Genomic DNA, 21,544 nt, shown 5'->3' on the forward strand with positions numbered 1-21,544 from the left:
CCATCTACCCTCACAACAGTCCTGTAGCTGAAAAGCGCAGCTGTACAACAGCAGAGTCCAGGAGGCATGGATGAAGTTTCTGGTTGTCGGTGGCGCAGGCTACATTGGCTCGCACATGGTCAAGCACCTGCTCGGTACGGGCCATGAGGTGGTGGTGGCGGACCTCGTCTCGCCCGGCCCCGGCGTCCAGTGGGCGAAACTGGACATCGCCGACGAGCCCGCCCTGGATGTGCTGTTCGGTGTTTGCCGCTTCGATGCCGTGTTCCACTTTGCCTCGTTCATCCAGGTGGGCGAGTCGGTCAGCGTGCCCGGCAAGTACTACCAGAACAATGTCGCGGCCACCCTTTCCCTCCTGCAGGCCATGGTGAATGCCGGTATCAGGCACCTGGTGTTTTCTTCCAGCGCAGCCGTCTACGGCAACCCGCAGTACGTGCCGATCGACGAAGCGCATGCCAAGGGGCCGATCAACCCGTATGGGTTGAGCAAATGGATGGTCGAGCAGATTCTCGAGGACTTCGACCGGGCCTATGGCTTGAAGTCGGTATGCCTGCGTTACTTCAACGCAGCGGGCGCAGACCCGGAGGGCCAGCTGGGAGAGCGTCATGACCCGGAAACCCACCTGATCCCGCTGATCCTGCAGGCCGCTTCGGGCCGCCGTGATGCAGTAACGGTTTTTGGCCGCGACTACGACACGCCGGATGGCACCTGCATACGCGACTATGTGCATGTGGCCGACCTGGCGGCGGCTCATGCACTGGCGGTGGATTACCTGCTGGCGGGTGGCGAGCGAACCGCGTTCAACCTGGGCAACGGGCTGGGCTTTTCCGTGCAGCAGGTGATCGATACGGCCCGGGCGGTGACTGGCCGGCAGATCCGCACCCTCGACGCCCCCCGCCGCCCCGGCGACCCGCCCCGGTTGGTGGCGGATGCTGGCAAGGCTATGCACATGCTGGGCTGGCGGCCGGAGTTTGCCACGCTGGAGTCGATTGTGCGGCATGCGTGGCAGTGGGAGTTGCAGTACCCCTGGGCTCGCTACCCCACCCGCTGAAAGAGTGCGCCATACCTGTGGCAGCGGGCGCGTCCGCGAACACCGGCGCAGCCGGCGCCATCCACCGCGTCGCCTGCTTCGCGGGTAAACCCGCTCCCACAAAGACCCCACCAGCTGAAGGAATGTGCTGTACCTGTGGGAGCGGCCTTGTGTCGCGATGGGCTGCGAAGCAGCCCCAGAATACGAGACTCAATAATAGGTTCGAGGCTGCTCGTCAGCTTTGTTCAATACCGTTCCCACCAGGTTCACCCTTGCCAGGTGATGCAGGCAATCCTCGATCTCCTTCCTGTTGTTCATACCGTTGGCCACCACCAGCAGCACACAGTCGAACTTGGGTATCACGGTGATCGCATCGTCAGAACTGAGCAATGGCGGCAAATCGAAAATGCAGATGCGCGACTCGTAGCGGTTGCGTAGTTCGCTGATCAGGTTGCTCACTTTGGGCGACGACAGCATTTCGGTGGACAACGGCACCGGCACCCGCGTGGGCAGCACCACGAACCGAGGCAAGGTCGGGTTGACCAGGCAGTCCTGCAACTCGGCCTTGTCCGTCAGAAACTCGTTCAACGCCTGGTCCATGGGCAGGCCCAGGCTGCTGCCGACCTTGGGTCGACGCAGGTCGAAGTCCACCAGTAAAGCGGTCTTGGTGGTGTGGTGGGCGATGCTCATGGCCAGGTTGATCGCCAGCACCGTCTTGCCCGCTTCAGGGGTTGGCGAGGTGATGGCCAGGGTTCGCCAGCCATTCTCGTCCATGGTCCTGAGCACCTGCGTGCGCAGCAGGTCGATCGGCCCGTTCATGTTGGAGTTCTTGTTGTAGGCGACGATACGGTGACGCTCCAGGTGCTCCGCGCGCAGCGGCACCACCTTGGTGTTCACGTAATCGAACTGGCCAGGCACTTCCGCCAGTGCCGTACCAGGGGCGGGTGACAAGGCCTGCGGGGTACCCGGGGTAACCTGGTGAAGATTATTGCCGACAGCCTGCTTGGTCCTGTCCATCACTGCTTCCCTATGCAAACCGAGACATGACTTTGAACAACAGCACATCCAGTGGCATGTAGAACACGTGCACCAGCACTACCATGATAGCCGCCAGCGCCAGTGCCGCCACGATCAGCCAGTTGCGCCAACGCTTGCGCCTGGCCACATCGGCCTTGGTATCGATGTATGGCAGCGCCACCAGCACCCGCCTGCCCAGCAGGTTCTCCAGTGCACCGACGCCGCGAATGCGCTGGTTGAACATCTCCAGCAGCATCACCAGCGCACCGCCACCTGCCGGTGCCAGCACCAGGCCCAGCGCAGCGATCTTCTTGCGGTTGGGCTTGATCGGTTTCTCGGGCATCAGTGGTGGCTCAAGCAGTACAAAGCGCTCGGCCTTGTTCTCCTGCTCCAGGCTTTCGGTAATCTTCGCGCCCATTTCCTTGGCGCGGATTTCCTCGTACTTCTTGCGCGCGTTGTCGTGGTCACGCATCAAGGTCACCAGGCCACGCTCGACCTGCGGCGCCTCGAGGATCTCAGCCTCGTAGCCTTCCATCTTGCGGGTCAACTCGCGCTTCTGCTCGGCCAGCGAAGCAATGCGCTCCTGTGCCGCGCTCATCTTGGCGCGCACGCGGGCGACATCGAGGCCGACCGTGGAGGCCGCCGCCGTGCGATTGCCACTGGCTTCGAGCGCCTGGATCCTGCGCTTGACCGCCACCACATCGGGGTGGGCTTCCTTGTAGCGGCTCAGCAGCCGGGCATATTCGGCCTTCAGGCTGGGCAGGTCCTGGGGCTGCTCGGCACCGGCCACCCTGGGGCCTTCGCCGGCCTTGGTTGCCAGCCCGGCATTGGCCGCGGACAGTTCCAGCTCAAGGTAACGCAGTTCTTCCTGGGCGGCCTTGTAATCACGGTCGACCTCGCGGAACTCCAGCTCCGATCGTGACAGCATGTTCATGCGCAAGGTCTGGTGCTCGGGCAAGGCGTTGGCGTGGGCCTGCTTGAAATCCGCCAGCTGGTTTTCCAGGTTGGCCAGCTCGGCACCCAGCTTGTTAGCCTCCTGAGTGAGGAACTCGGTGGTTTCGTTGGCCCGCTCGGTACGCTGCTTGAGGTTCTCGTTGAGGAACAGCGTCACCAACTCGTCGGCGACGTCCTTGGCCACCTCGGGCTGCTTGTGCTCGAAGGACACATTGAACGCCACGGTCGCTTCACCCCGCCCGCGCACGTATGTGGTAAGGGTTTCGACGACGATGGCGCTGCGCATGTGGTCGATCTTGTCGCTATCGCTGAAGCGCTTGTCGGGAAACAGGTTGTACTTGTCGATGATGCGCAGCAGGTTCTCGCGGGTCATCACCCGCTGGCGAATCACTTCGATGCGTTCATCGGCAAAGCTGGTGTTGTTGGTCGACACCAGCTCAGGGGAAATCTGCTGCGACTCCACCAGGATGGTGCCGGTCGATTGGTAGATCGGCGGCACCATCACCGCGACTGCGACGGTCGCGGCCAGGATGACTACGATGCTCACCCCCAATAACAGGGCCCTGTCCTTGATTATGGCAATGTAATCTCTGAGGGAGAGCTCGTAGTCAGACTTCATGGGGCCACCTGCCTGAAGTTCAGATGTCGGGGTACCTGTACGTCAACGTCAAACCCACGATCGTAGCGTTCGCATCGGCTTCGTTATCCTGCTGCCGTTCCTTGTACATCAGCGACAGGCGCAGGTCCCAGTACGGCGAAAACTCGCGGCTGGCCCACACGCTGTAAGTCTGCAGGGTGTTGGGGGTCTGCCCTTTGCTGTCTTGCCAGGCAGCGTCCGCGCCCACCCGGGTCAATTCGCTGACGGCGTAACTCCACACACCGCGCACCTGGTCCAGCTCGGCGAAGCCGCCTTCGGCGCTGGCTACCGTGCTGCGTTCGGCGGTGAAGCTGGCGACGGCGCGCGCACCGGTGTACAGCAGCGCAACCCCACCCTCCCCGCGTCGGCCACCTTCGTCACCGGAAACCTCGGTGACACCCACATGCGCATCGGCGCTGAGGCTTTCGGAAAACTGGTACTTGACCCCGACCGCGGGGCTGTAGCTGTTGGACGCCGTCGCCGTCTGGTCCTCCTCGGGCTCATAGCGCCGGGCACCAAAGCGGCTGTACAGATCGGCTCGCTCGCTCCAGGCGTAGGTCCAGGTGAACACGTTGCCCAGTTCTTCGTACCCCGTCAGCGTACTGATGTCATAACGGGCACGGTTGTACGTGGTTTCGTTGCTCAAGGTGCTACGCTCGGTAACCGCCTGGCTCCAGTTGCCGGTCAGCGTATACAGCTTTTGCGTGCCATCGGTGGTGACCACACCGGTATCCAGCACCGTTCCCGACAGCGTCGAACTTTCGTTGTAACGCGCCAGCAGGCCAAACCGCCCGCGCTCGGTCTGACGCTGCCAGCCCAGGCTCACGTCAGGGTCCTCACGGTTGTCGACCACCGCCGTGTCGGACGAGCGCAATACATTCATGCCCAGCCCCAACCTCAGTTCGTCACGGTCGAAGGTACCGATCAGGGTGTAATCCGGCGCGATGATCGTGCGCGTTATGCCCTTTTCACCCGACGACAGCAGCAAGGGGTTGCTGTCATGTTCGACGGATGTCGGTACCACTACCGTAGACTGCCAATTTGCTGCCAAGACCGTGTTCGTAAACGGCAACACCAAGATTGCCGTTGCAATACTAGTTGTTCTGAGAAGAGGCATTAAGTGTTCTTATTAAAGGCATGATCAAGGGACGACCAGCGTATCGCCAGCCTGAAGTTGGATGTTGGTGGACATATCCCGGCCAGACACCAGGTCTCTATATCGCACGGGCAGGATTTTTTGGGAAGCGCCAGTGCCGCGCACCACTTTGATTTCGCTTTCATCTGCAAACTTGTCCAGGCCGCCGGACATGCTCAGGGCCTGCAACACTGCGGTAGGGCCAGCCATCTGTACCGGCCCGGGCTTTATCACTTTGCCTTGTACATAGACCAGGTTGCCGGCGATGCTCTTGACGACAACGCTGACGTTCGGGTCGGGGAGGAATTTCTCGAGTTTGGCAGCCACTTGTTTTTCAACGGTCGTCACATCCAGCCCGGCAACATCGATGCGACCTGCCAGGGGGAACGTGATACTGCCATCGGGAAGTACGGTGGCTTCCTGGCGCAGGCTATCTTCCTGCCACACCGAAACCATCACCACATCGCCAGGGCTGAGCAGGTAGGTAGCACTGCTCGGGTCGGCCTTACCGGCACCAGACCACACCATCAGCATGCAGAACGCGGCAAACATTGAACGCACCATGAGGGTCCCTCCGGCCGAAAAGGCCCGACAAAGAGCACTGAATGAGAACAGCACACCAACTCTCGCTCCGCTTCGCGGTATACGCCAACCGCGATGACCTCGATCTTTACGAGGCCTTGCCTTGACGCTGTGCAGCCTGGGCTTTGCTGCCTGCAACCGTGGACCTGCACGGGCTACTGGCAATATAGCAACGGCTGGGGAATTGACAAGCGAGGCCCCGGGCCGCTGGCGTCAAGGGTAGAACCCAGGCTGGCGGATTCAGATCTTTCTCCTGTTGGCGACAGCTACAAAGCCAACGACAGCAAATGCAAAGAACCACCCTGCCGTTGAAACAGGGACGATACTGTTCTGATTGATATACATATCCGCCGCACGCGCTGCGCCACTTAACAGCGCCAGCAAAGACATCGATTTGATAATCAGAGCCGTGCGCATACGCCCCTCCTGAAGAGGAAAATCAACTGTTTGTTGGCGAGGTGTTCGGGAGTTGTTTCACCGTTGAGATGAGCTTATGAACACAATGACATTGCGTCAACGATTCGACACTATAATAAAATTCAATGGGCGCCGGACAATATAGTCAAAATATCGACGCGCAAATCGAGCATAGGGCGCTGCATTGGTGGCGCCATAGTTTCATCGCTGAGAAAGGCAAGGCCGTGGGGCGCTTTGGCGCCCCGGCATGTTATTCGTCTGTGTGATGCACCACGACCAGCAACTGCGCCGGCAGCGGCCCCACCGACCTTAGCCGGTGTGGTGTCTGGGCATTGAAATGCAAGGCATCGCCTTGCTCCAGCAGTACCCGCTCGCTCATGAAGTCCACTTCCACCTGGCCGGCGTGGACGAACAGGAATTCTTCGCCCAGGTGCTCCTTGAACGTAGGGTCGCTGAACTCGGTCGGCGGCTGGATCAGGAACGGCAACAGGCTGCGCTGCCCGACCTGGCTGGTGAGGGCCGAGTACCCCGGCCCTGCCCCGTCACCCACCAATGCCTGGCGCTCGCCATGGCGTACCAGGCTGTAGCGGTTCTGGCCGGTCTGCTCTTCGGCGAACAGTTCTTCGACATTGACATTCAGTGCCCGCGCCAGCTTCAGCGCGGCGGCGATCGAGGGGGTGTTCAGGCCACGTTCGACCTTGGACAGGTAGCTCTTGGTCATGCCGGTCTTGTCGGCCAGCATCTCCAGGGTCATCCCCAGTTTCTTTCGCAGCAGTTTCAATCGGATAGACATGTGACGCGGATTTCCCAGGCGAAGGCAGCCCGGCCATCATACGTGGACTGCCAGGGAAATGCTGGGGCTGCTGTGCAGCCCCCGACTTTACGGCATCACCGGCGGCAGGTACTGCAACGTCGTACCCAATGCCCACAGCAACACCAGCACCAGCGGCACATGCACCAGCAACTGCACGAACGAGAAGCCGATCAGGTCGCGTGCCTTGAGCCCCAGTACCCCCAGCAGCGGCAGCATGTAGAACGGGTTGATCAGGTTCGGCAAGGCTTCGGCGGCGTTGTAGATCTGCACTGCCCAGCCCAGGTGGTACTGCAGGTCATTGGCCACCAGCATCACGTACGGGGCCTCGATGATCCACTTGCCACCACCCGATGGGATGAAGAAGCCCAGCACCGCCGAGTAGACGCCCATCAGCACGGCATAGGTGTCATGCGTGGCGATCTGGGTGAAGAACAGTGAAATGTGGTGGGCCAAAGTCTGCTCGTCGACGCCCTTCACCTGGGTGAGAATGGCAGCGATCGAACCATACAGCGGGAACTGGATCAGCACCCCGGTGGTGGTCGGAACCGCACGCGCCACCGCATCGAGGAAGCTGCGCGGGCGCCAGTGCAGCAAGGCACCGAGCATGATGAACAACAGGTTGTAGGTGTTCAGCCCGGAAATGGCGGTAATCGCCGGTTTGGTGGCGAACTCCTGGTACAGCCAGCCGGCGGCCAGGGCCACCAGCAACAGGATCAGGATGGGGCTGTGTTCCAGCCACTCGCCCGGGCGGGTGCGCTGGGGTGCCGGTGACGCGGTGAAGCTGGGGTCGACCCCACAGTCCTGGGCGCTGCGCGCGCTGTTCGGGCCCGGCGCCGTGGCGTAGGCGATCACCAGCGAGACCACTACCAATGCCGCCAGCATCACGCCGGACTGCCAGAGGAAGATGGTTTCGGTGAACGGGATCACCCCGGTAATCGACAGGATCGACGGTGGCAGGCTGGCCGGGTTGGCCTGCAGTTGCGCCGCCGACGAAGACAGGCCCAGCGCCCACACGGCGCCCAGTCCCAGGTAGGCGGCGGCGCCGGCGGCGCGGTAGTCCATCTTCAGTTCGGTGCGTCGGGCCAGGGCGCGCACCAGCAGGCCGCCGAACACCAGCGACAGGCCCCAGTTGAGCAGCGATGCCAACATCGAGATCAGCGCCACCCAGCACACGGCCGAACGGCCATTGCCGGGGATGCGCGCCGAGCGGTCGATCAGGCGCGCGGCGGGCGGCGAGCTGGCCACCACATAGCCGCCGATGACTACGAAGGCCATCTGCATGGTGAAGGGGATCAGGCTCCAGAAGCCATCGCCAAAGGCCTTGGCGGTGTCGGTCGGCTTGGCGCCCATGGCCAGGGCGCCGATGCAAACCAGCAGTACTGCCAGGGCGGCAAACACCCAGGAATCGGGGAACCAGCGTTCGGCCCAGTTGGAGCAGCGCAAGGCAAAGCGCGCGGAACGGCTGTCTTGGATTTCAGCGGCCACAGTTCAATTCCTTTTATTGGTTTTATGAGGTAAAGCAGTATTGCCAGACAACGCAAAAACCCTGTGGGAGCGGGCGTGCCCGCGAATGCGTCGGTAAATTCACCGCAGCATTCGCGGGCACGCCCGCTCCCACAGGGTAGGATCACATGATGCGTTAGAAGGTCATTTCCTTCACATCATCCGGCACTATCAGCTTGCCGGCGGTTTTCTCGATGATTTCCTCGATGCTCACCCCAGGCGCGGTCTCGCGCAGGATGAAGGCGCCGTCTTCGATTTCCAGGTAGGCCAGGTCGGTCAGCACCTTGCGGATGCAGCCAGCACCGGTCAATGGCAGGCTGCACTGCGGCAGCAGCTTGGACTCGCCGTCCTTGGACGCGTGGGTCATGGTGACGATGATGTTCTCGGCACCGGCCACCAGGTCCATGGCGCCGCCCATGCCCTTCACCAGCTTGCCCGGGATCATCCACGAAGCGATGTTGCCTTGCACATCCACTTCGAAGGCGCCAAGCACGGTCAGGTCGACGTGGCCGCCACGGATCATGGCGAACGACTGCGCCGAATCGAAGATCGAGGCACCGCGGCGGGCGGTGACGGTCTGCTTGCCGGCGTTGATCATGTCGGCATCGATGGTGCCTTCGGTGGGGAATTCGCCCATGCCGAGCAGGCCGTTTTCCGATTGCAGCATCACATCCATGTCGGCGGGTACGTAGTTGGCCACCAGGGTCGGAATGCCGATGCCCAGGTTTACGTAGTAGCCGTCCTTCAGTTCACGGGCGACGCGTTGCGCCATCTGTTCGCGGGTCAGTGCCATGGTCAGGATCTCTTTGTTGTTCTGGTGGATGGCGCTCAGGCCTTGACGGTGCGCTTTTCGATACGCTTTTCGAAGGTGCCGACGATGACGCGGTCCACGTAGATGCCCGGTGTGTGGATCTCGCTGGGCAGCAGCACGCCAGGTTCGACGATCTCTTCCACTTCGACCACGGTGATCTTGCCGGCGGTGGCCGCCAGCGGGTTGAAGTTTTGCGCGGTGTTGCGGTACACCACGTTGCCGTAGTGGTCGGCCTTCCAGCCCTTGACGATGGCGAAGTCGCCGGTGATGGATTCTTCGAGGATGTACTTGCGGCCGTTGAACTCGCGCACTTCCTTGCCGTCTGCAACCGGGGTGCCGTAGCCGGTGGCGGTGTAGAAGGCCGGGATGCCGGCGCCACCGGCGCGCATTTTCTCGGCGAGGGTGCCTTGCGGGGTCAGTTCCACTTCCAGCTCGCCGCTCAGCAGCTGGCGTTCGAACTCGGCGTTCTCGCCCACGTAGGAAGCGACCATCTTGCGGATCTGCCGGTCTTCCAGCAGCACGCCCAGGCCAAAGCCATCGACACCGCAGTTGTTGGAGACCACGGTCAGGCCCTTGACGCCACGGCGCTTGATTTCGCTGATAAGGTTTTCAGGGATACCGCACAGGCCGAAACCACCAGCCAGTACCGTCATGTTGTCGGTCAGGCCTTCGAGTGCCTGTTCATAGGTTGCAACGCGCTTGTCCAGTCCGGCCATGCTGATCCGCCTTTTGTAGTTGTTGAACCGACGAGGCTGTCGGTGAGCGTGTGGGGACATCTTCACCGCAAGCGACTGATTTGTTAATTTTGTTTTCATCATCGATTCATAACTTTTGCAAAACAACCAACAGGCCTGTCATGAACGTCAAGCAACTGCGCGCCTTTGTCGCTGTGGCCAAGTACCAGAGCTTCGCTCAGGCCGGTGAACACCTGCATGTCTCGCAACCGGCACTGAGCCTGACCATCAAGGCCCTGGAAGAAAACCTTGGCGGCGCCCTGCTCAGCCGCACCACGCGCAGCGTCAGCCTGACTGCCGAGGGCGAGGTGCTGCTGCCGCTGGCACGGCGCCTGCTGGCCGACTGGGACGACACCGAAGAAATGCTGCGCCAGCGTTTCACCCTGCAACTGGGCCGGGTTTCGGTGGCGGCCATGCCGGCCTTTGCCGGCAACCTGCTGCCCCACTCGCTGAAGGTATTTCGCCAGCGTTACCCGAAGGTCAACGTCACGGTGCACGATGTGATCAACGAACAGGTGCAGGAACTGGTGCGCCATCGCCGCGTCGAACTGGGCATCGGCTTCGAACCCGACAACAACGATGGCCTGGATTTCCATCCGTTGTACATGGACCGTTTCGTCGCCGTGGTGCCCGCCGATTCGCCCTTGGCGCAGCTGCCTCAGGTCAGCTGGGCACAGTTGCTTGCCGAAGACTTCGTGGCCCTGCAACGCCCTTCGGCGGTGCGCCTGCTGATGGAGCAGAACGTGGCCGCCCGCCACGGCAAACTCGCGGTGGCTTTCGAGAGCCATCAGTTGTCTACCGTCGGGCGCATGGTCGCCAGTGGGCTGGGGGTCAGTGCCGTGCCGGCACTTTGCATCAATCAGATGCAGGAGCTTGGCGCCCGCTGCGTGCCCTTGGTCGAGCCCACGGTCGAGCGCCGCATCGGTGTGATTGCTCTTAGCGAACACAAGCTTTCCACGGCAGCGCAAGCGCTGCTTGAGGTACTGCTTTCCAATACCCGCATCCCGGAGGTGACATGCGTTACGTGAAACTGGCAGGTTCGAGCGTTCCGGCCATCGGCCAGGGCACCTGGTACATGGGTGAAGATCCGGCTCGCAAGGCGGCCGAGGTGGCGGCCCTGCAACAGGGTATCGAACTTGGGCTGAGCCTGATCGATACCGCCGAGATGTATGCCGAAGGTGGCGCGGAAGAAGTGGTTGGCCAGGCCATTGCCGGGCGCCGCGACCAGGTGTTCCTGGTCAGCAAGGTGTATCCGCACAATGCCAGCCTGCGCGCCATGGCCGCCGCCTGCGAGCGCAGCCTCACCCGCCTGGGCACCGACTGCATCGACCTGTACCTGCTGCACTGGCGCGGCCAGCACCCACTGGAAGAAACCGTCGAAGCGTTCGAGCGCTTGCGCGAGCAAGGCAAGATCAAGCGCTGGGGTGTTTCCAATTTCGATGTCGACGACCTGCGCGAATTGCACAACCCCGATTGCGCCACCAACCAGGTGCTGTACAACCCGGCCCAGCGTGGCATCGAGTTCGACCTGTTGCCGTGGTGCGAAAAGCGTGCGCTGCCGACCATGGCCTACTGCCCGCTGGCCCAGGCCGGGCGCCTGCTGCAGCACCCGGTGCTGGCGGAAATCGCCGAGCGCCATGGGGCCACGGTGGCCCAGGTCAGCCTGGCGTGGGTGACACGCAATGACGGGGTGATAGCCATCCCCAAGGCCGTGACACCCGAGCATGTGCGGTTGAATGCCGCTGCGGGTGCGCTGACCCTGACCGGCGAAGACCTGCGGGCGATCGACCGGGCGTTCCCGGCACCGACGCGCAAGCAGCGTTTGGCGATGGTGTAGCGACTGTCGCGAAGATAACTGAATTCGCAAGCAGTCCTCGTACCCTGTGGGAGCGGCTTTAGCCGCGAAGAATCCAGCGCGGTGCATGGCACCGGCTGCGCCGGTGTTCGCGGCTAAAGCCGCTCCCACAGGGACCGCGCAAAAATCAGGGTTTTGCCTGAGGTGCCGGGATCAATGGAAATCCCGGCTGCGTACATCCAGCCCCTGCAACAACGGGCTCACATCCTCCAACCGCCGTGCTATCAGGTGGCGCACGCCATTCTCCTGCTCCAGCCGCCCGCTTACCTTGAGCAACTGCGCCCCCACCAGTGCCCGCCGCTGCCGTTCGGCAAGATCCCGCCACACCACCACATTGACCATGCCGTGCTCGTCCTCCAGGGTGACGAAGGTCACGCCGCTGGCGGTCTGTGGCCGCTGGCGGCCCACCACCAGCCCGGCCACGGCAATGTTGTCACCATGCCCGACATCTTGCAGCTCGCGCGAACTGCGACAGCCCAGGGCCCGCAGGCGTGAGCGCAACAAGGTCAGGGGATGCGGCCCAAGCGTGGTACCCAGGGTCTGGTAATCGGCCATCAGGTCCTCTGCCACACTGGGGACGGGCAGTTCGACGGTACGTTCCGGCAAGGCTTCGATATCGGCGAACAAAGGCAGCTGCGGCTGCACCGCCGCCACCTGCCAGCGCGCCTGGTGCCGGTCCCTGGCCAAGGCGCGCAGCGCGCCGGCATCGGCCAACTGGGCCCGGGCTCGCGAATCGAGCCCGGCACGCAGGCACAGGTCTTCGACATCGCGCCATGGCCGCTGCGCCCTCGCCTGCTCCAGGCGCCTGGCGTCGGCCTCGGCAAAGCCGCGTACCAGGCGCAAGCCCATGCGAATGGCCAGCACCTCTCCAGGCTCAGGCTCGAGCGTGCAGTCCCAGTCACTGTGGCACACATCGACCGGCCTGACCTCGATACCCTGGCGCCGGGCCTCTTGCAGCAACTGGTCGGGGCTGTAGAAACCCATGGGCCAGCTGTTGACCAGCGCGCAGGTGAAAATCGCCGGTTCATGGCACTTGAGCCAGCTGCTGGCGTAGCACAACAAGGCAAAACTGGCCGCGTGCGATTCCGGAAAGCCATAACTGCCAAAGCCCTTGATCTGCTCGAAGATGCGCTCGGCAAACGCCAGGTCATAACCATTGCGCAACATGCCCTGCACCAGCCGCTCGCGGTGCGGCTCCAGGCCGCCGTGACGCTTCCAGGCGGCCATGCTGCGGCGCAACTGGTCGGCCTCGCCCGGGGTGTAGTCGGCCGCGACCATCGCCAGCTCCATTACCTGCTCCTGGAACAGCGGCACACCCAGGGTGCGCTCGAACACTGCCTTCAGTTGCGGCGAGGGATAGGTCACCGGTTCCTGCTTCAGGCGCCGGCGCAGGTAAGGGTGGACCATGTCGCCCTGGATCGGCCCGGGGCGGACGATGGCCACCTCGATGACCAGGTCGTAGAACTTTTCCGGCCGAAGCCGCGGCAACATGGCCATTTGCGCGCGCGATTCGATCTGGAACACGCCCATGGTCTCGGCACGGCTGATCATCGCGTAGGTAGCCGGGTCTTCGGCGGGGATGGTCGCCAGGGTCAGGTGCCGGCCACGGTGGCGTTGCAGCAGGTCGAAGCAACGGCGCAAGGCGCTGAGCATGCCCAGCGCCAGCACGTCGACCTTGAGCAGGCCTACCATGTCCAGGTCGTCCTTGTCCCACTGGATCACCGTGCGCTCCGGCATCGCGGCATTCTCCACCGGCACCAGCTCGTCCAAGGGTTGCTGCGAGATGACGAAGCCGCCCGGGTGCTGTGACAGGTGCCGAGGGAAGCCGATCAGTTCGCCGGCCAGCACCAGTACCCGGCGCAGCGAAGGGCTGCCCGCCTCGAAGCCGGCCTCGGCCAGGCGCTGGTCGTCGGGTATGCGATCGCTCCAGCGGCCACAGCACTTGGCCAGGGCGTCCACCTGGTCGGCGGGCAGCCCCAGCACCCGCGCCACATCCCGCACCGCACCGGCGGCATGGTAGGTGTTGACCACCGCAGTGAGCGCCGCCCGGTGCCGGCCATAGCGACGGAACACATACTGGATCACCTCCTCGCGCCGGTCGTGCTCGAAGTCCACGTCGATGTCCGGCGGCTCGTTGCGCTCGCGCGACAGGAAGCGCTCGAACAACAGGTGGTGTTGCATGGGGTCGAGCTCGGTGATGCCCAGCACGAAGCACACCACCGAGTTGGCTGCCGAGCCCCGCCCCTGGCACAGAATGCGCTGGCTGCGGGCGAAGGCGACAATGTCGTGCACAGTCAGGAAGTAGCTTTCGTAGCCCAGCTCCTCGATCAGCGCCAGCTCCTTGGCCAGCACATCCCGCACCTTGCTGCTCGGCCCGGCTGGCCAGCGCAACGGCAAACCCTGCTGGCACAATTCGCGCAACCAGCTCGCCGGGGTATGCCCCTGGGGCACCAGTTCGCAGGGGTACTGGTATTTCAATTCGCTCAGCTCGAACTGGCAGCGCGCAGCGATGGCCAGGGTCTCGGCCAGCAGGTCGGCGGGATAGAGCTCGCCCAGTTGTGCCTGGCTGCGCAGGTGCCGCTCGCCATTGGCAAACAGGAAGCGCCCGGCCTCGGCCACCAGGCAATGCTGGCGAATGGCGGTCATGCAATCTTGCAGGGCGCGGCGACCGCGCACGTGCATGTGCACGTCGCCACAGGCCACGGCGCGGATGCCGACCCTGGCCGCCAGGCCGCGCAAGCGTTCAAGACGCAAGGTATCGTCACTGCCGCGGTGCAGGTGCACCGCCAGCCACAGACGCTCACCGAACACGCCGTGCAGCCACTGCCCGGGGGTGGCATCGCCGCTGTCATCGGCTACCCACAATGCCAGCAGGCCCTGATGGTGCTGCTGCAGGTCATCGCGAAACAGTTGGTACTCGCCCTTCTGCGCCCGCCGCCGGGCCCGGGTGATCAGCGCGCACAGGTTCTGGTAGCCGGCCAGGTCCTGCACCAGCAGCACCAGCCTGGGGCCGTCCTGCAACTGCACTTCACTGCCCACGATCAGCCGCAGCTGGTGTTCCTTGGCCGCCTGCCAGGCACGGACGATACCGGCCAGGGTGCATTCGTCGGTGATCGCCAGCGCCTGGTAGCCCTGTTCACGCGCGCGCCGGAACAGCTCGTCGGCGCTCGACGCGCCGCGCTGGAAGCTGAAGTTGGACAGGCAGTGCAGCTCGGCATAACCCGGGGTGTTCATGCGAACCAGCCCTGCAGCCACAACGGGCCGGCCTTGCCCAGGTCGCGGTAGGCCCAGCCGCGCAGGCCGTCGCGGGTTTCGATGCGGTAATAGTCGCGGCGCACATCGCCGCCATCCCACCAGCCCGACTCGATGCGCTCGGCATGGCCTTGCAGGCGATAGCCGCCTTCGTCCAGCGCCATGGGGGCCGACAGCAGCCAGCCAGGGCGGCTGCCAGGAACGACCGGCATGTTGCCCTGGGCACCCTGCTCTACCGCTTGCCAGGCGCATTCGGGGCGATGATCGGCTGCCGCGCTCAGGCCCTTGACCGCCTCATCCCCCAGGCGGGCGCGTAGCCGTTCGCGCAATTGTTCCCAAGGTTGCGCCTGCTGCGCACGCGGGTCGAACAATGCCTGGTGTTGCGGCACGAAGGGTGGCAGGTCCTCGGCAACCAGCCGCAGGTTGCGCACAGGTGCGGGAATGCGTAGCGGCTCCAGGCGCCCGCGCGCCAGTTCGAACAGCATCGCAGCATCGCGTTCGGCGGCCAGCAGGCCTACCTTCAGCAAGGTATCCGGCCCCTCGGCATGCTCCAGGTGCAGGCAGAAACGCTGCACGCCACAGTCACGCCCGGCGAGGAACGCGGCAAGGTCGTTGAGCATGCGCCGCAGCGGAAACAGCAGGGCCTGGTGTGATTCGACGTCGAAGTTCAGCTCCAGCCGGGTCTCGAAACGGTCCGGGGGCTGGTAAAAGCCCAGCCCCAGGTTGCGCAGGCCGAGCAACTGGTCAAGGTGCAGCTGCACCTGGGCCGGAAAGCGCCTGGCCAGGCTGTCGCGGGGCAAGGCCAACACCTGGCTCAACTGGCGCAGGCCCATGCGGGCAAAGGCCTCGGCAGCCTGCGCAGGCAGGCCGATACGCTCGATGGGCATGCCCAGCAGCGCCGCACGGGTGGCATCGGCATCCATCACGGCCAGGCCATCGTGAGCATTGGCGAGCATGCGCGCCGCCACCGGGTTGCTGGCCAGGACGATGCGTTGGCGCAAGCCCAGCTCCGCCAGCTCCTGGCGCAGGCGGGCCTCGAACAGCGGCCAGGGGCCGAACAGCTGCAGGCTGGAACCCACCTCCAGCAACAGCGCCCGTGGGTAGTGCAGGCTGACCTGGGCACTGAAGCGGTAGGCCCAGGCTGCCAGCAACTGCTGCACCTGGTCGATGCGCCTGGGGTCGGCTTCGACGCAGCTGAAGCCATCGGCCAGCGCACGCGCCGCCGTCAGGGTTTGCCCGGCCCGCAGGCCGAGCGCCGCCGCCGCCGGGTTGACCGCCTGCAGCACACGTCGCTGGGTCGGCCCGCCAAGCAGCACCAGGGGGGTATCGGGGTCGTCACGCTCACGCAGGACCGTGTCCAGCGCCAGCTGCGGAAGCAGGATGCAGGCCCAGAGCATGTTGCATCAGCCCCGCCCCGGGCAGGCGATGGGCAGCGCCGGTGGCATGCCGCCACGGCTTTTCAGCACGCGCCATTGTGCCGGGCGGGTGTCGACGGCAATGCGCAGCGCTGCGGGCGAAGGGTTGTGCGCCGCCTGTTGCGGCCGGCAGGCGAAGGCCAGCGCCTGGCCGGTTTCGGCAGCCACCTGCAGGCGCCGCAGGGCGCGGTCATCGGCACGTTCCGGCCAGCACAGCACCGCCGCGCAACTGCCGGAGCGCAGGCACTGCTCGGCGGCCCACAGGGCATCGGCAGGTTCGGCGTCCACCTGTACCAGCCAGCGCAGGTCCACCCCCGCGGCCTGCCAGGCCGGGGCGTAAGGAATGAATGGCGGTGCCACCAGCACGATTCGGCTGGCTTCAGCGCTCAAGCGGGCCAGGGTCGGCCACATCAGCTGCAATTCGCCACAGCCGGGGCTGGCCAGCAACAGTTCGCTGAGCGCAGCCGCCGGCCAGCCACCTTCCGGCAGGCATTGGTCAAGGGCGGCATGGCCCGTGGGCTGCAGGCCGAGCGGCCGCGCCTGGGCCTGCCGACCGCGCCATACCCGGCGCTGGTCGAGCAACCTGTCGAGGTCGACCACCGCGCCCATCAGTCACGCCTCAGCAAGCCGCAGAACACGCCTTCGATGAAGAATTCCTGTTCAGGCCGCACATCGATGGGCGCATAGGCCGGGTTGCGTGGCAACAGCCGGTAATTGCCACCCTGGCGCTGCAGGCGCTTGATGGTCACCTCGCCGTCCAGGCGCGCGACCACGATCTGGCCATCGCGGGCGTCGGCCTGCTGGAGGATGCCGACCAGATCGCCATCGAAAATGCCGTCGTCGATCATCGAGTCGCCACGCACCTTCAGCAGGTAGTCGGGGGTACGGCGGAACAGGCTGGGGTCGAGCAGCAGTTGCTCGTGAATGTCGAGGTCCGGGCCGATGGGGGCGCCTGCCGCCACCTGGCCCAGCACCGGCACTTCGAGGATTTCCGGGCGGCGCAGCCGTTCGGCCAGGCGTATGCCCCGCGCCTGGTTCGGCGTGACGTCGATGTAGCCGGCCTGGCACAGGGCGGTGATGTGCTTGCGCGCCACGCTGCGCGAGGCAAAACCGAAGCGCGTGGCGATATCGGCCAGGCTCGGCGGCTGGCCGTGGTCGGCGATGCGCTCACGGATGAACTCGAAGATGGCGCGGCGTTTTGGGGTAAGATTGTCCATGGAGCACATTTGTACTCTTTTTAGAGCACGCTGAACAGCCCCCTTCGTCGACGGCTTGGCGGCTGCGATGCAATTGTGACGGGCAGCAGTTCATTTGCTGGCCGAGGCCATCAGAACACCAAAACAGAAAAAGGTGATGCCGGAGATTTTGCCGACAATTCGCGCACCGCGGTCGCTCGACAGCCAGCCCCTGGCGCTATTGGCCATCAGCGCATAACCGGTGTGTACCAGCACGACCAGCAACGCGTAGGATGAAACCAGCAGGAAGAACTGGCGGTAGTAGTTGTCCTGGGGACTGATGAATTGTGGAAACACCGCCAGGAAGAAGAAACCAGCCTTGGGATTCAGCAGTTGGATCGACAACGCTTCGACCAGGCGCCGCCAGGGTTGCGTGGCGGTCACGGTAAACTCCGGAATGAAACGCTGGGTGCGCCACATTTTTCCCCCCAAGTACAACAGGTACAACGCGCCGACGTACTTGAGCACGGTGAACGCCGTTGCCGAGGTCGCCAGGACCAACCCCACGCTGCTGGCCGAGAGCCCGGCGACGATGAAAGCGCCCAAAGCGATGCCAAAGATCCCCGGCAGCGCTCCGCCCCAGCCGTGGCGCAGGGCGTTGGAGAGGGTCAGCACTACCCCGGGACCGGGGCTTAACACGGTGAAAGTCGCGAGGACAAGGAACAATCCATAGCTAGCCATGCAAAATGCCTCCTGGCATTGAACTGAAGAGCGTTAGGGCCGCCAACGGCACCCGAGGATCAATGCCGCACACAGCGAAGTCCGATCAGCAAAGAAGCGGATACTTGTTGCGCACATGGACGAAGACCAGAACAGAGCGGCGTCAGAGTGGCGTGAAACACCATCGCTGACAAACGCTTTATTTGCGCCCCTGATGTGACAAAATTAGACATATGATCAGCGACCTCCCACCCTTGAATGCCCTCCGGGCCTTTGCCTCGGCCGCGCGACACCAGAGCTTCAGCCGTGCCGCCGAGGAGCTGCACGTCACCCACAGTGCTGTCAGCCGCCATATACGCCTGCTCGAAGAGCACCTGGGCATAATGTTGTTCGAACGCCGAAATCGGCAGTCGGTACTCACCCCGAGCGGCCAGGCTTACTATGAACAGATCAGCCTGGGCCTGGCGCAAATCGCCAACGCCACTCAGGCCCTGGCCCGAAGCAGTGCATCGCGCAAGGTGATCATCAATGTGCGCCCGTCCTTTGCCGTGCGCTGGCTGATCCCTCGGTTACCCGAATTCATGACGCAGTTTCCAGAGATTCAGCCCGAGATTGTGACCAGCATCCTGGCCCCTGACCCCTCGCGTGAGGCCTTCGATCTGGTGGTGCGCCGTGGCAGCGCAGGCTGGGCGGCCAATCTGGAACCGAACATGCTGTTCGAGGACGAGCTGCTGCTGGTTGCCGCGCCTTCTCTTCTGGAAGCGATACCGGTTCAGGCGCCGTCGGATGTGCTGCGCCATACCCTGCTCTCGGGCAGGACACGTAATGGGGATTGGCAGGCCTGGTGCAAGCTGGCCGGTGTCAGCCAGGCAAGACAACGGCCAGCGCTGCAGTTCGATCACATGCACCTGGTGCTGCAAGCTGCCGTCGACGGCCTTGGCCTGGCGCTGTGCCCGGCCACGCTGCTGGGCAAGGATCTTGCCACCGGCCGACTGCACAACCCGCTGCCTCATCTACGACTGCCCCTGACTCGCTACTACTATGGGGTATCGAAAGATGCGGTCGCCGAGACCCAGGTATTTATCGACTGGATGCTCTCTCGGCTCCAGCATGACACCTGTGCACTTCCTTGATCGGTGCGCGGCAAACATATCAGCCCTCGCGGCGATCCACACAATATTTGCGGCTATGCAGCGCTCCAATAGAGAAGATCAGCTACCTGCGCCCAGCCACCTACGCCAACCAGAACTGATGACCAAACTTCGAAATCCGGAGCGTGCCAACGGCCGGTTACTCGGTTGGCTTTCCAGCTTTGGCAGTTGCTGACTTGACGCGCAGGCGTCAACCTCGCGTTCGAGCACAGCTCTGCCAAGGCTGCCGTACTCCAGTACACTCAGGAAGTCGCGTAGTTGACGTGACTCCAAAGGCAAAGAATCTCCCTTCTGGCCCGCCCATGATTTTGGACCTGGATACCCAATGCTGACTGCCCTGCTGTTCGACCTCGACGGAACCCTCACCGACACTGACACCTTGCATCTGCAGGCCTTTCGCCAACTGCTGCGCGAGCATGACGGCCGCGAGCTGAGCCAGGCGCAGTTCGATGCCCAGGTCAGCGGCCGCGCCAACGGCGAGCTGTTCGCCGAGCTGTTTGCCGGTGCCAGTGCCGAGCAGTGCCAGGTGCTGGCCGACCGCAAGGAGGCGCTGTTCCGCGACATGTCGCCGGCTCTTGAGCCGATGCCGGGCCTAGTGCGCCTGCTGGAACATGCCCAGGCTCGTGACATCGGCATGTGCGTGGTGACCAACGCACCGCGGCTGAACGCCGAGCACATGTTGAACGCCATGGGCCTGGGCCAGCGCTTCGCGCACGTGCTGGTGGCAGAGGAACTGGCACGGCCCAAGCCGGACCCGCTGCCTTACCTGACCGGGTTGCAGCGGCTGGGTGCCGAGGCCGGGCAGGCACTGGCCTTCGAGGATTCGCTGCCGGGGGTGGCGGCCGCGAGTGGCGCTGGGATCTTTACCGTGGGCGTGGCCACTACGCAGACGCCGGAGCGGTTGCTGGCGGCGGGGGCGAAGCTGGTTGTCCGTGACTTCAACGACCCGGCGTTGTGGTCCTTGATCGGATCCATGCAATGAGCATACGGGGCCGCTTCGCGCCCCATCGCCGGCAAGCCAGCTCCCACCTCGACCGCATCGGCCTCAAGCCATGCGCCATCCCTGTGGGAGCTGGCTTGCCGGCGATGGGCTGCGAAGCGGCCCCAGAATTTCAAGGCAATATGCATGCCCCAGCCATTGTGCACACCCAGGTCCACCCATGCTGATCGACGAAGAACTGACCCTCAAGAAGCTGGAAACCTTCCTCGCCTTCATGCGCACCGGCAACCTCGGCCGCGCCGCCGTCGAGCTGGCCACCAGCGCCGTCAGCGTGCACCGTGCCATCCACTCGCTGGAAAGCGCACTGCGCTGCCCGCTGTTCAAGCATGAAGGCCGCCAGCTGATCCCGCTGGAAAGCGCCTACGTGCTGGAAAAGAAAGCCCGCCAGCTGATCCAGGACGCCGAGCAGATGGTCCGCCAGACCCGCGAGGCCGCCGGCTTCTACGCCGAACGCTTCCGCTTGGGCGCGCTCTACTCGCTGACGGTGAAAACCGTACCCAAGCTAGTCATGGGCCTCAAGCTGCGCCGCAGCGAACTCAACATCGACCTGACCCTGGGCTCCAACGTCGACCTGCTGCAGCGCCTGAAGAACCACGAACTGGAGGCCATCCTCGTGTCGCTCGACGAAAGCGTCAGCGACCCGGCCTGCGAGCAGTTACCGCTGTTCTCCGACGACATCTTCCTTGCCGTGCCCATCGATTCACCCTTCGCCGAGCAGGCCGAGGTGGACCTGGCCGACCTGGCCGACTCCACCTTCATCACCCTGACCCAGGGCTTTGCCACCCACCGCGATGGTGCCCGGGTGTTCCAGCAGGCCGGCTTCGAACCCAAGGTAGCCATGCAGGTGAACGATATCTTCACCCTGCTGAGCATGGTCAGCTCGGGCGTGGGCTTTGCCTTGCTGCCTGGGCGGATCGCAGCGGTGTATGAAAACCGGGTCAGGTTGATTGCCCTGAAGCCGCAATATCGCTTGCAGCAGCATATTGGCGTGGTGTTCCTCAAGGCGCGGGAGCGGGAGCCGAACCTGCTGGCGTTGCTGGCAGAGTGCCGGATGTACAGCCTGGAGCGCTGAAGGGCTGCGGACACAGCTTCTTTTGTTGTTTGCTGCACTGGCCTCTTCGCGGGTGAACCCGCTCCCACAGGTACCGAGCAGACCTCGGGCAATGCACATTCCCTGTGGTTTTGTTGTTTGCTGCACTGGCCTCTTCGCGGGTAAACCCGCTCCCACAGGTACCGAGCAGGCCTCGGGCAATGCACATTCCCTGTGGTTTTGTTGTTTGCTGCACTGGCCTCTTCGCGGGTAAACCCGCTCCCACAGGTACCGAGCAGGCCTCGGGCAATGCAC

The 21,544-nt window shown here is 63.7% G+C and carries 20 protein-coding genes; 6 read left to right on the forward strand and 14 right to left on the reverse strand.

All coding sequences use genetic code 11. From position 1 onward, the window contains the following. Window positions 1-70: 70 nt before the first annotated feature. Window positions 71-1,048, forward strand: coding sequence for a UDP-glucose 4-epimerase GalE (gene galE, locus MJ643_RS12065; protein ID WP_013972713.1), 978 nt, complete (start codon window positions 71-73; stop codon window positions 1,046-1,048). 189 nt (window positions 1,049-1,237) lie between these two features. Here the strand turns inward: galE and MJ643_RS12070 are convergent, their stop codons facing one another. The 9 genes from MJ643_RS12070 to MJ643_RS12110 form a co-directional block, all read right to left on the reverse strand. Beyond that, a complete protein-coding gene (locus MJ643_RS12070; RefSeq protein ID WP_013972714.1) occupies window positions 1,238-2,044 on the reverse strand; it encodes a CpsD/CapB family tyrosine-protein kinase in 807 nt (268 codons plus the stop codon). Window positions 2,045-2,054: 10 nt separating this feature from the next. Next, window positions 2,055-3,617, reverse strand: a complete 1,563-nt coding sequence (locus MJ643_RS12075; protein WP_023661896.1) for a Wzz/FepE/Etk N-terminal domain-containing protein — start codon at window positions 3,615-3,617, stop codon at window positions 2,055-2,057. Window positions 3,618-3,636: 19 nt separating this feature from the next. After that, the gene (locus MJ643_RS12080; protein ID WP_024087164.1) at window positions 3,637-4,752 is read right to left on the reverse strand and encodes a hypothetical protein; all 1,116 of its coding nucleotides are present in this window, start codon (window positions 4,750-4,752) and stop codon (window positions 3,637-3,639) included. A 24-nt stretch (window positions 4,753-4,776) separates the two neighbouring features. Then, a complete protein-coding gene (locus tag MJ643_RS12085) occupies window positions 4,777-5,334 on the reverse strand; it encodes a polysaccharide biosynthesis/export family protein (RefSeq protein ID WP_015270418.1) in 558 nt (185 codons plus the stop codon). Window positions 5,335-5,592: 258 nt separating this feature from the next. Then, window positions 5,593-5,769, reverse strand: a complete 177-nt coding sequence (locus MJ643_RS12090) for a hypothetical protein (protein WP_013972718.1) — start codon at window positions 5,767-5,769, stop codon at window positions 5,593-5,595. A 250-nt stretch (window positions 5,770-6,019) separates the two neighbouring features. After that, window positions 6,020-6,562 carry an XRE family transcriptional regulator gene (locus tag MJ643_RS12095; protein ID WP_024087165.1) on the reverse strand — a complete coding sequence of 181 codons (543 nt, stop codon included), beginning with the start codon at window positions 6,560-6,562 and terminating at the stop codon, window positions 6,020-6,022. A gap of 87 nt (window positions 6,563-6,649) precedes the next feature. Beyond that, complete coding sequence (locus MJ643_RS12100) at window positions 6,650-8,068, reverse strand: TIGR00366 family protein (RefSeq protein WP_208209661.1); 1,419 nt, start codon at window positions 8,066-8,068, stop codon at window positions 6,650-6,652. Window positions 8,069-8,222: 154 nt separating this feature from the next. After that, a complete protein-coding gene (locus MJ643_RS12105; protein ID WP_003260585.1) occupies window positions 8,223-8,879 on the reverse strand; it encodes a CoA transferase subunit B in 657 nt (218 codons plus the stop codon). 35 nt (window positions 8,880-8,914) lie between these two features. Then, complete coding sequence (locus MJ643_RS12110) at window positions 8,915-9,613, reverse strand: CoA transferase subunit A (protein WP_015270421.1); 699 nt, start codon at window positions 9,611-9,613, stop codon at window positions 8,915-8,917. Between the two features lie 140 nt (window positions 9,614-9,753). Here MJ643_RS12110 and MJ643_RS12115 point away from each other — a divergent pair, with 140 nt between their 5' ends. After that, window positions 9,754-10,659: a LysR family transcriptional regulator gene (locus MJ643_RS12115; protein WP_013972722.1), complete on the forward strand. Its 906-nt coding sequence runs from the start codon at window positions 9,754-9,756 to the stop codon at window positions 10,657-10,659. Continuing rightward, window positions 10,647-11,468, forward strand: a complete 822-nt coding sequence (locus MJ643_RS12120) for an aldo/keto reductase (RefSeq protein WP_013972723.1) — start codon at window positions 10,647-10,649, stop codon at window positions 11,466-11,468. The genes MJ643_RS12115 and MJ643_RS12120 overlap by 13 nt, the downstream gene beginning before the upstream one ends. Before the next feature lie 171 nt (window positions 11,469-11,639). On the opposite strand, the gene MJ643_RS12125 is transcribed toward MJ643_RS12120, so the two are convergent. The 5 genes from MJ643_RS12125 to MJ643_RS12145 form a co-directional block, all read right to left on the reverse strand. After that, window positions 11,640-14,720 carry an error-prone DNA polymerase gene (locus MJ643_RS12125; protein ID WP_024087166.1) on the reverse strand — a complete coding sequence of 1,027 codons (3,081 nt, stop codon included), beginning with the start codon at window positions 14,718-14,720 and terminating at the stop codon, window positions 11,640-11,642. Next, window positions 14,717-16,135, reverse strand: coding sequence for a DNA polymerase Y family protein (locus MJ643_RS12130; protein WP_038409680.1), 1,419 nt, complete (start codon window positions 16,133-16,135; stop codon window positions 14,717-14,719). Before MJ643_RS12130 ends, MJ643_RS12125 begins: the two co-directional genes overlap by 4 nt. A gap of 6 nt (window positions 16,136-16,141) precedes the next feature. Beyond that, window positions 16,142-16,762 (reverse strand): translesion DNA synthesis-associated protein ImuA, encoded by a 621-nt coding sequence (gene imuA / locus MJ643_RS12135; RefSeq protein WP_013972726.1) that lies wholly within the window; start codon window positions 16,760-16,762, stop codon window positions 16,142-16,144. Further along, window positions 16,762-17,379, reverse strand: a complete 618-nt coding sequence (lexA, locus tag MJ643_RS12140; protein ID WP_025339260.1) for a transcriptional repressor LexA — start codon at window positions 17,377-17,379, stop codon at window positions 16,762-16,764. Before lexA ends, imuA begins: the two co-directional genes overlap by 1 nt. Before the next feature lie 81 nt (window positions 17,380-17,460). After that, a complete protein-coding gene (locus tag MJ643_RS12145; protein WP_024087167.1) occupies window positions 17,461-18,069 on the reverse strand; it encodes a LysE family translocator in 609 nt (202 codons plus the stop codon). Window positions 18,070-18,281: 212 nt separating this feature from the next. On the opposite strand from MJ643_RS12145, the gene MJ643_RS12150 reads away from it, so the two are divergent. From MJ643_RS12150 to MJ643_RS12160, 3 genes are all read left to right on the forward strand, one after another. After that, complete coding sequence (locus tag MJ643_RS12150) at window positions 18,282-19,181, forward strand: LysR substrate-binding domain-containing protein (protein WP_013972729.1); 900 nt, start codon at window positions 18,282-18,284, stop codon at window positions 19,179-19,181. Between the two features lie 343 nt (window positions 19,182-19,524). Further along, complete coding sequence (locus MJ643_RS12155) at window positions 19,525-20,181, forward strand: HAD family phosphatase (protein WP_013972730.1); 657 nt, start codon at window positions 19,525-19,527, stop codon at window positions 20,179-20,181. 178 nt (window positions 20,182-20,359) lie between these two features. Further along, entirely contained in the window at window positions 20,360-21,271 is a 912-nt protein-coding gene (locus tag MJ643_RS12160; RefSeq protein ID WP_013972731.1) for a LysR substrate-binding domain-containing protein, read from the forward strand. The last annotated feature ends 273 nt before the right edge of the window (window positions 21,272-21,544 follow it).

It is taken from the genome of Pseudomonas sp. PNPG3 (genome assembly GCF_023093815.1).
Lineage (GTDB): Bacteria > Pseudomonadota > Gammaproteobacteria > Pseudomonadales > Pseudomonadaceae > Aquipseudomonas > Aquipseudomonas asiatica.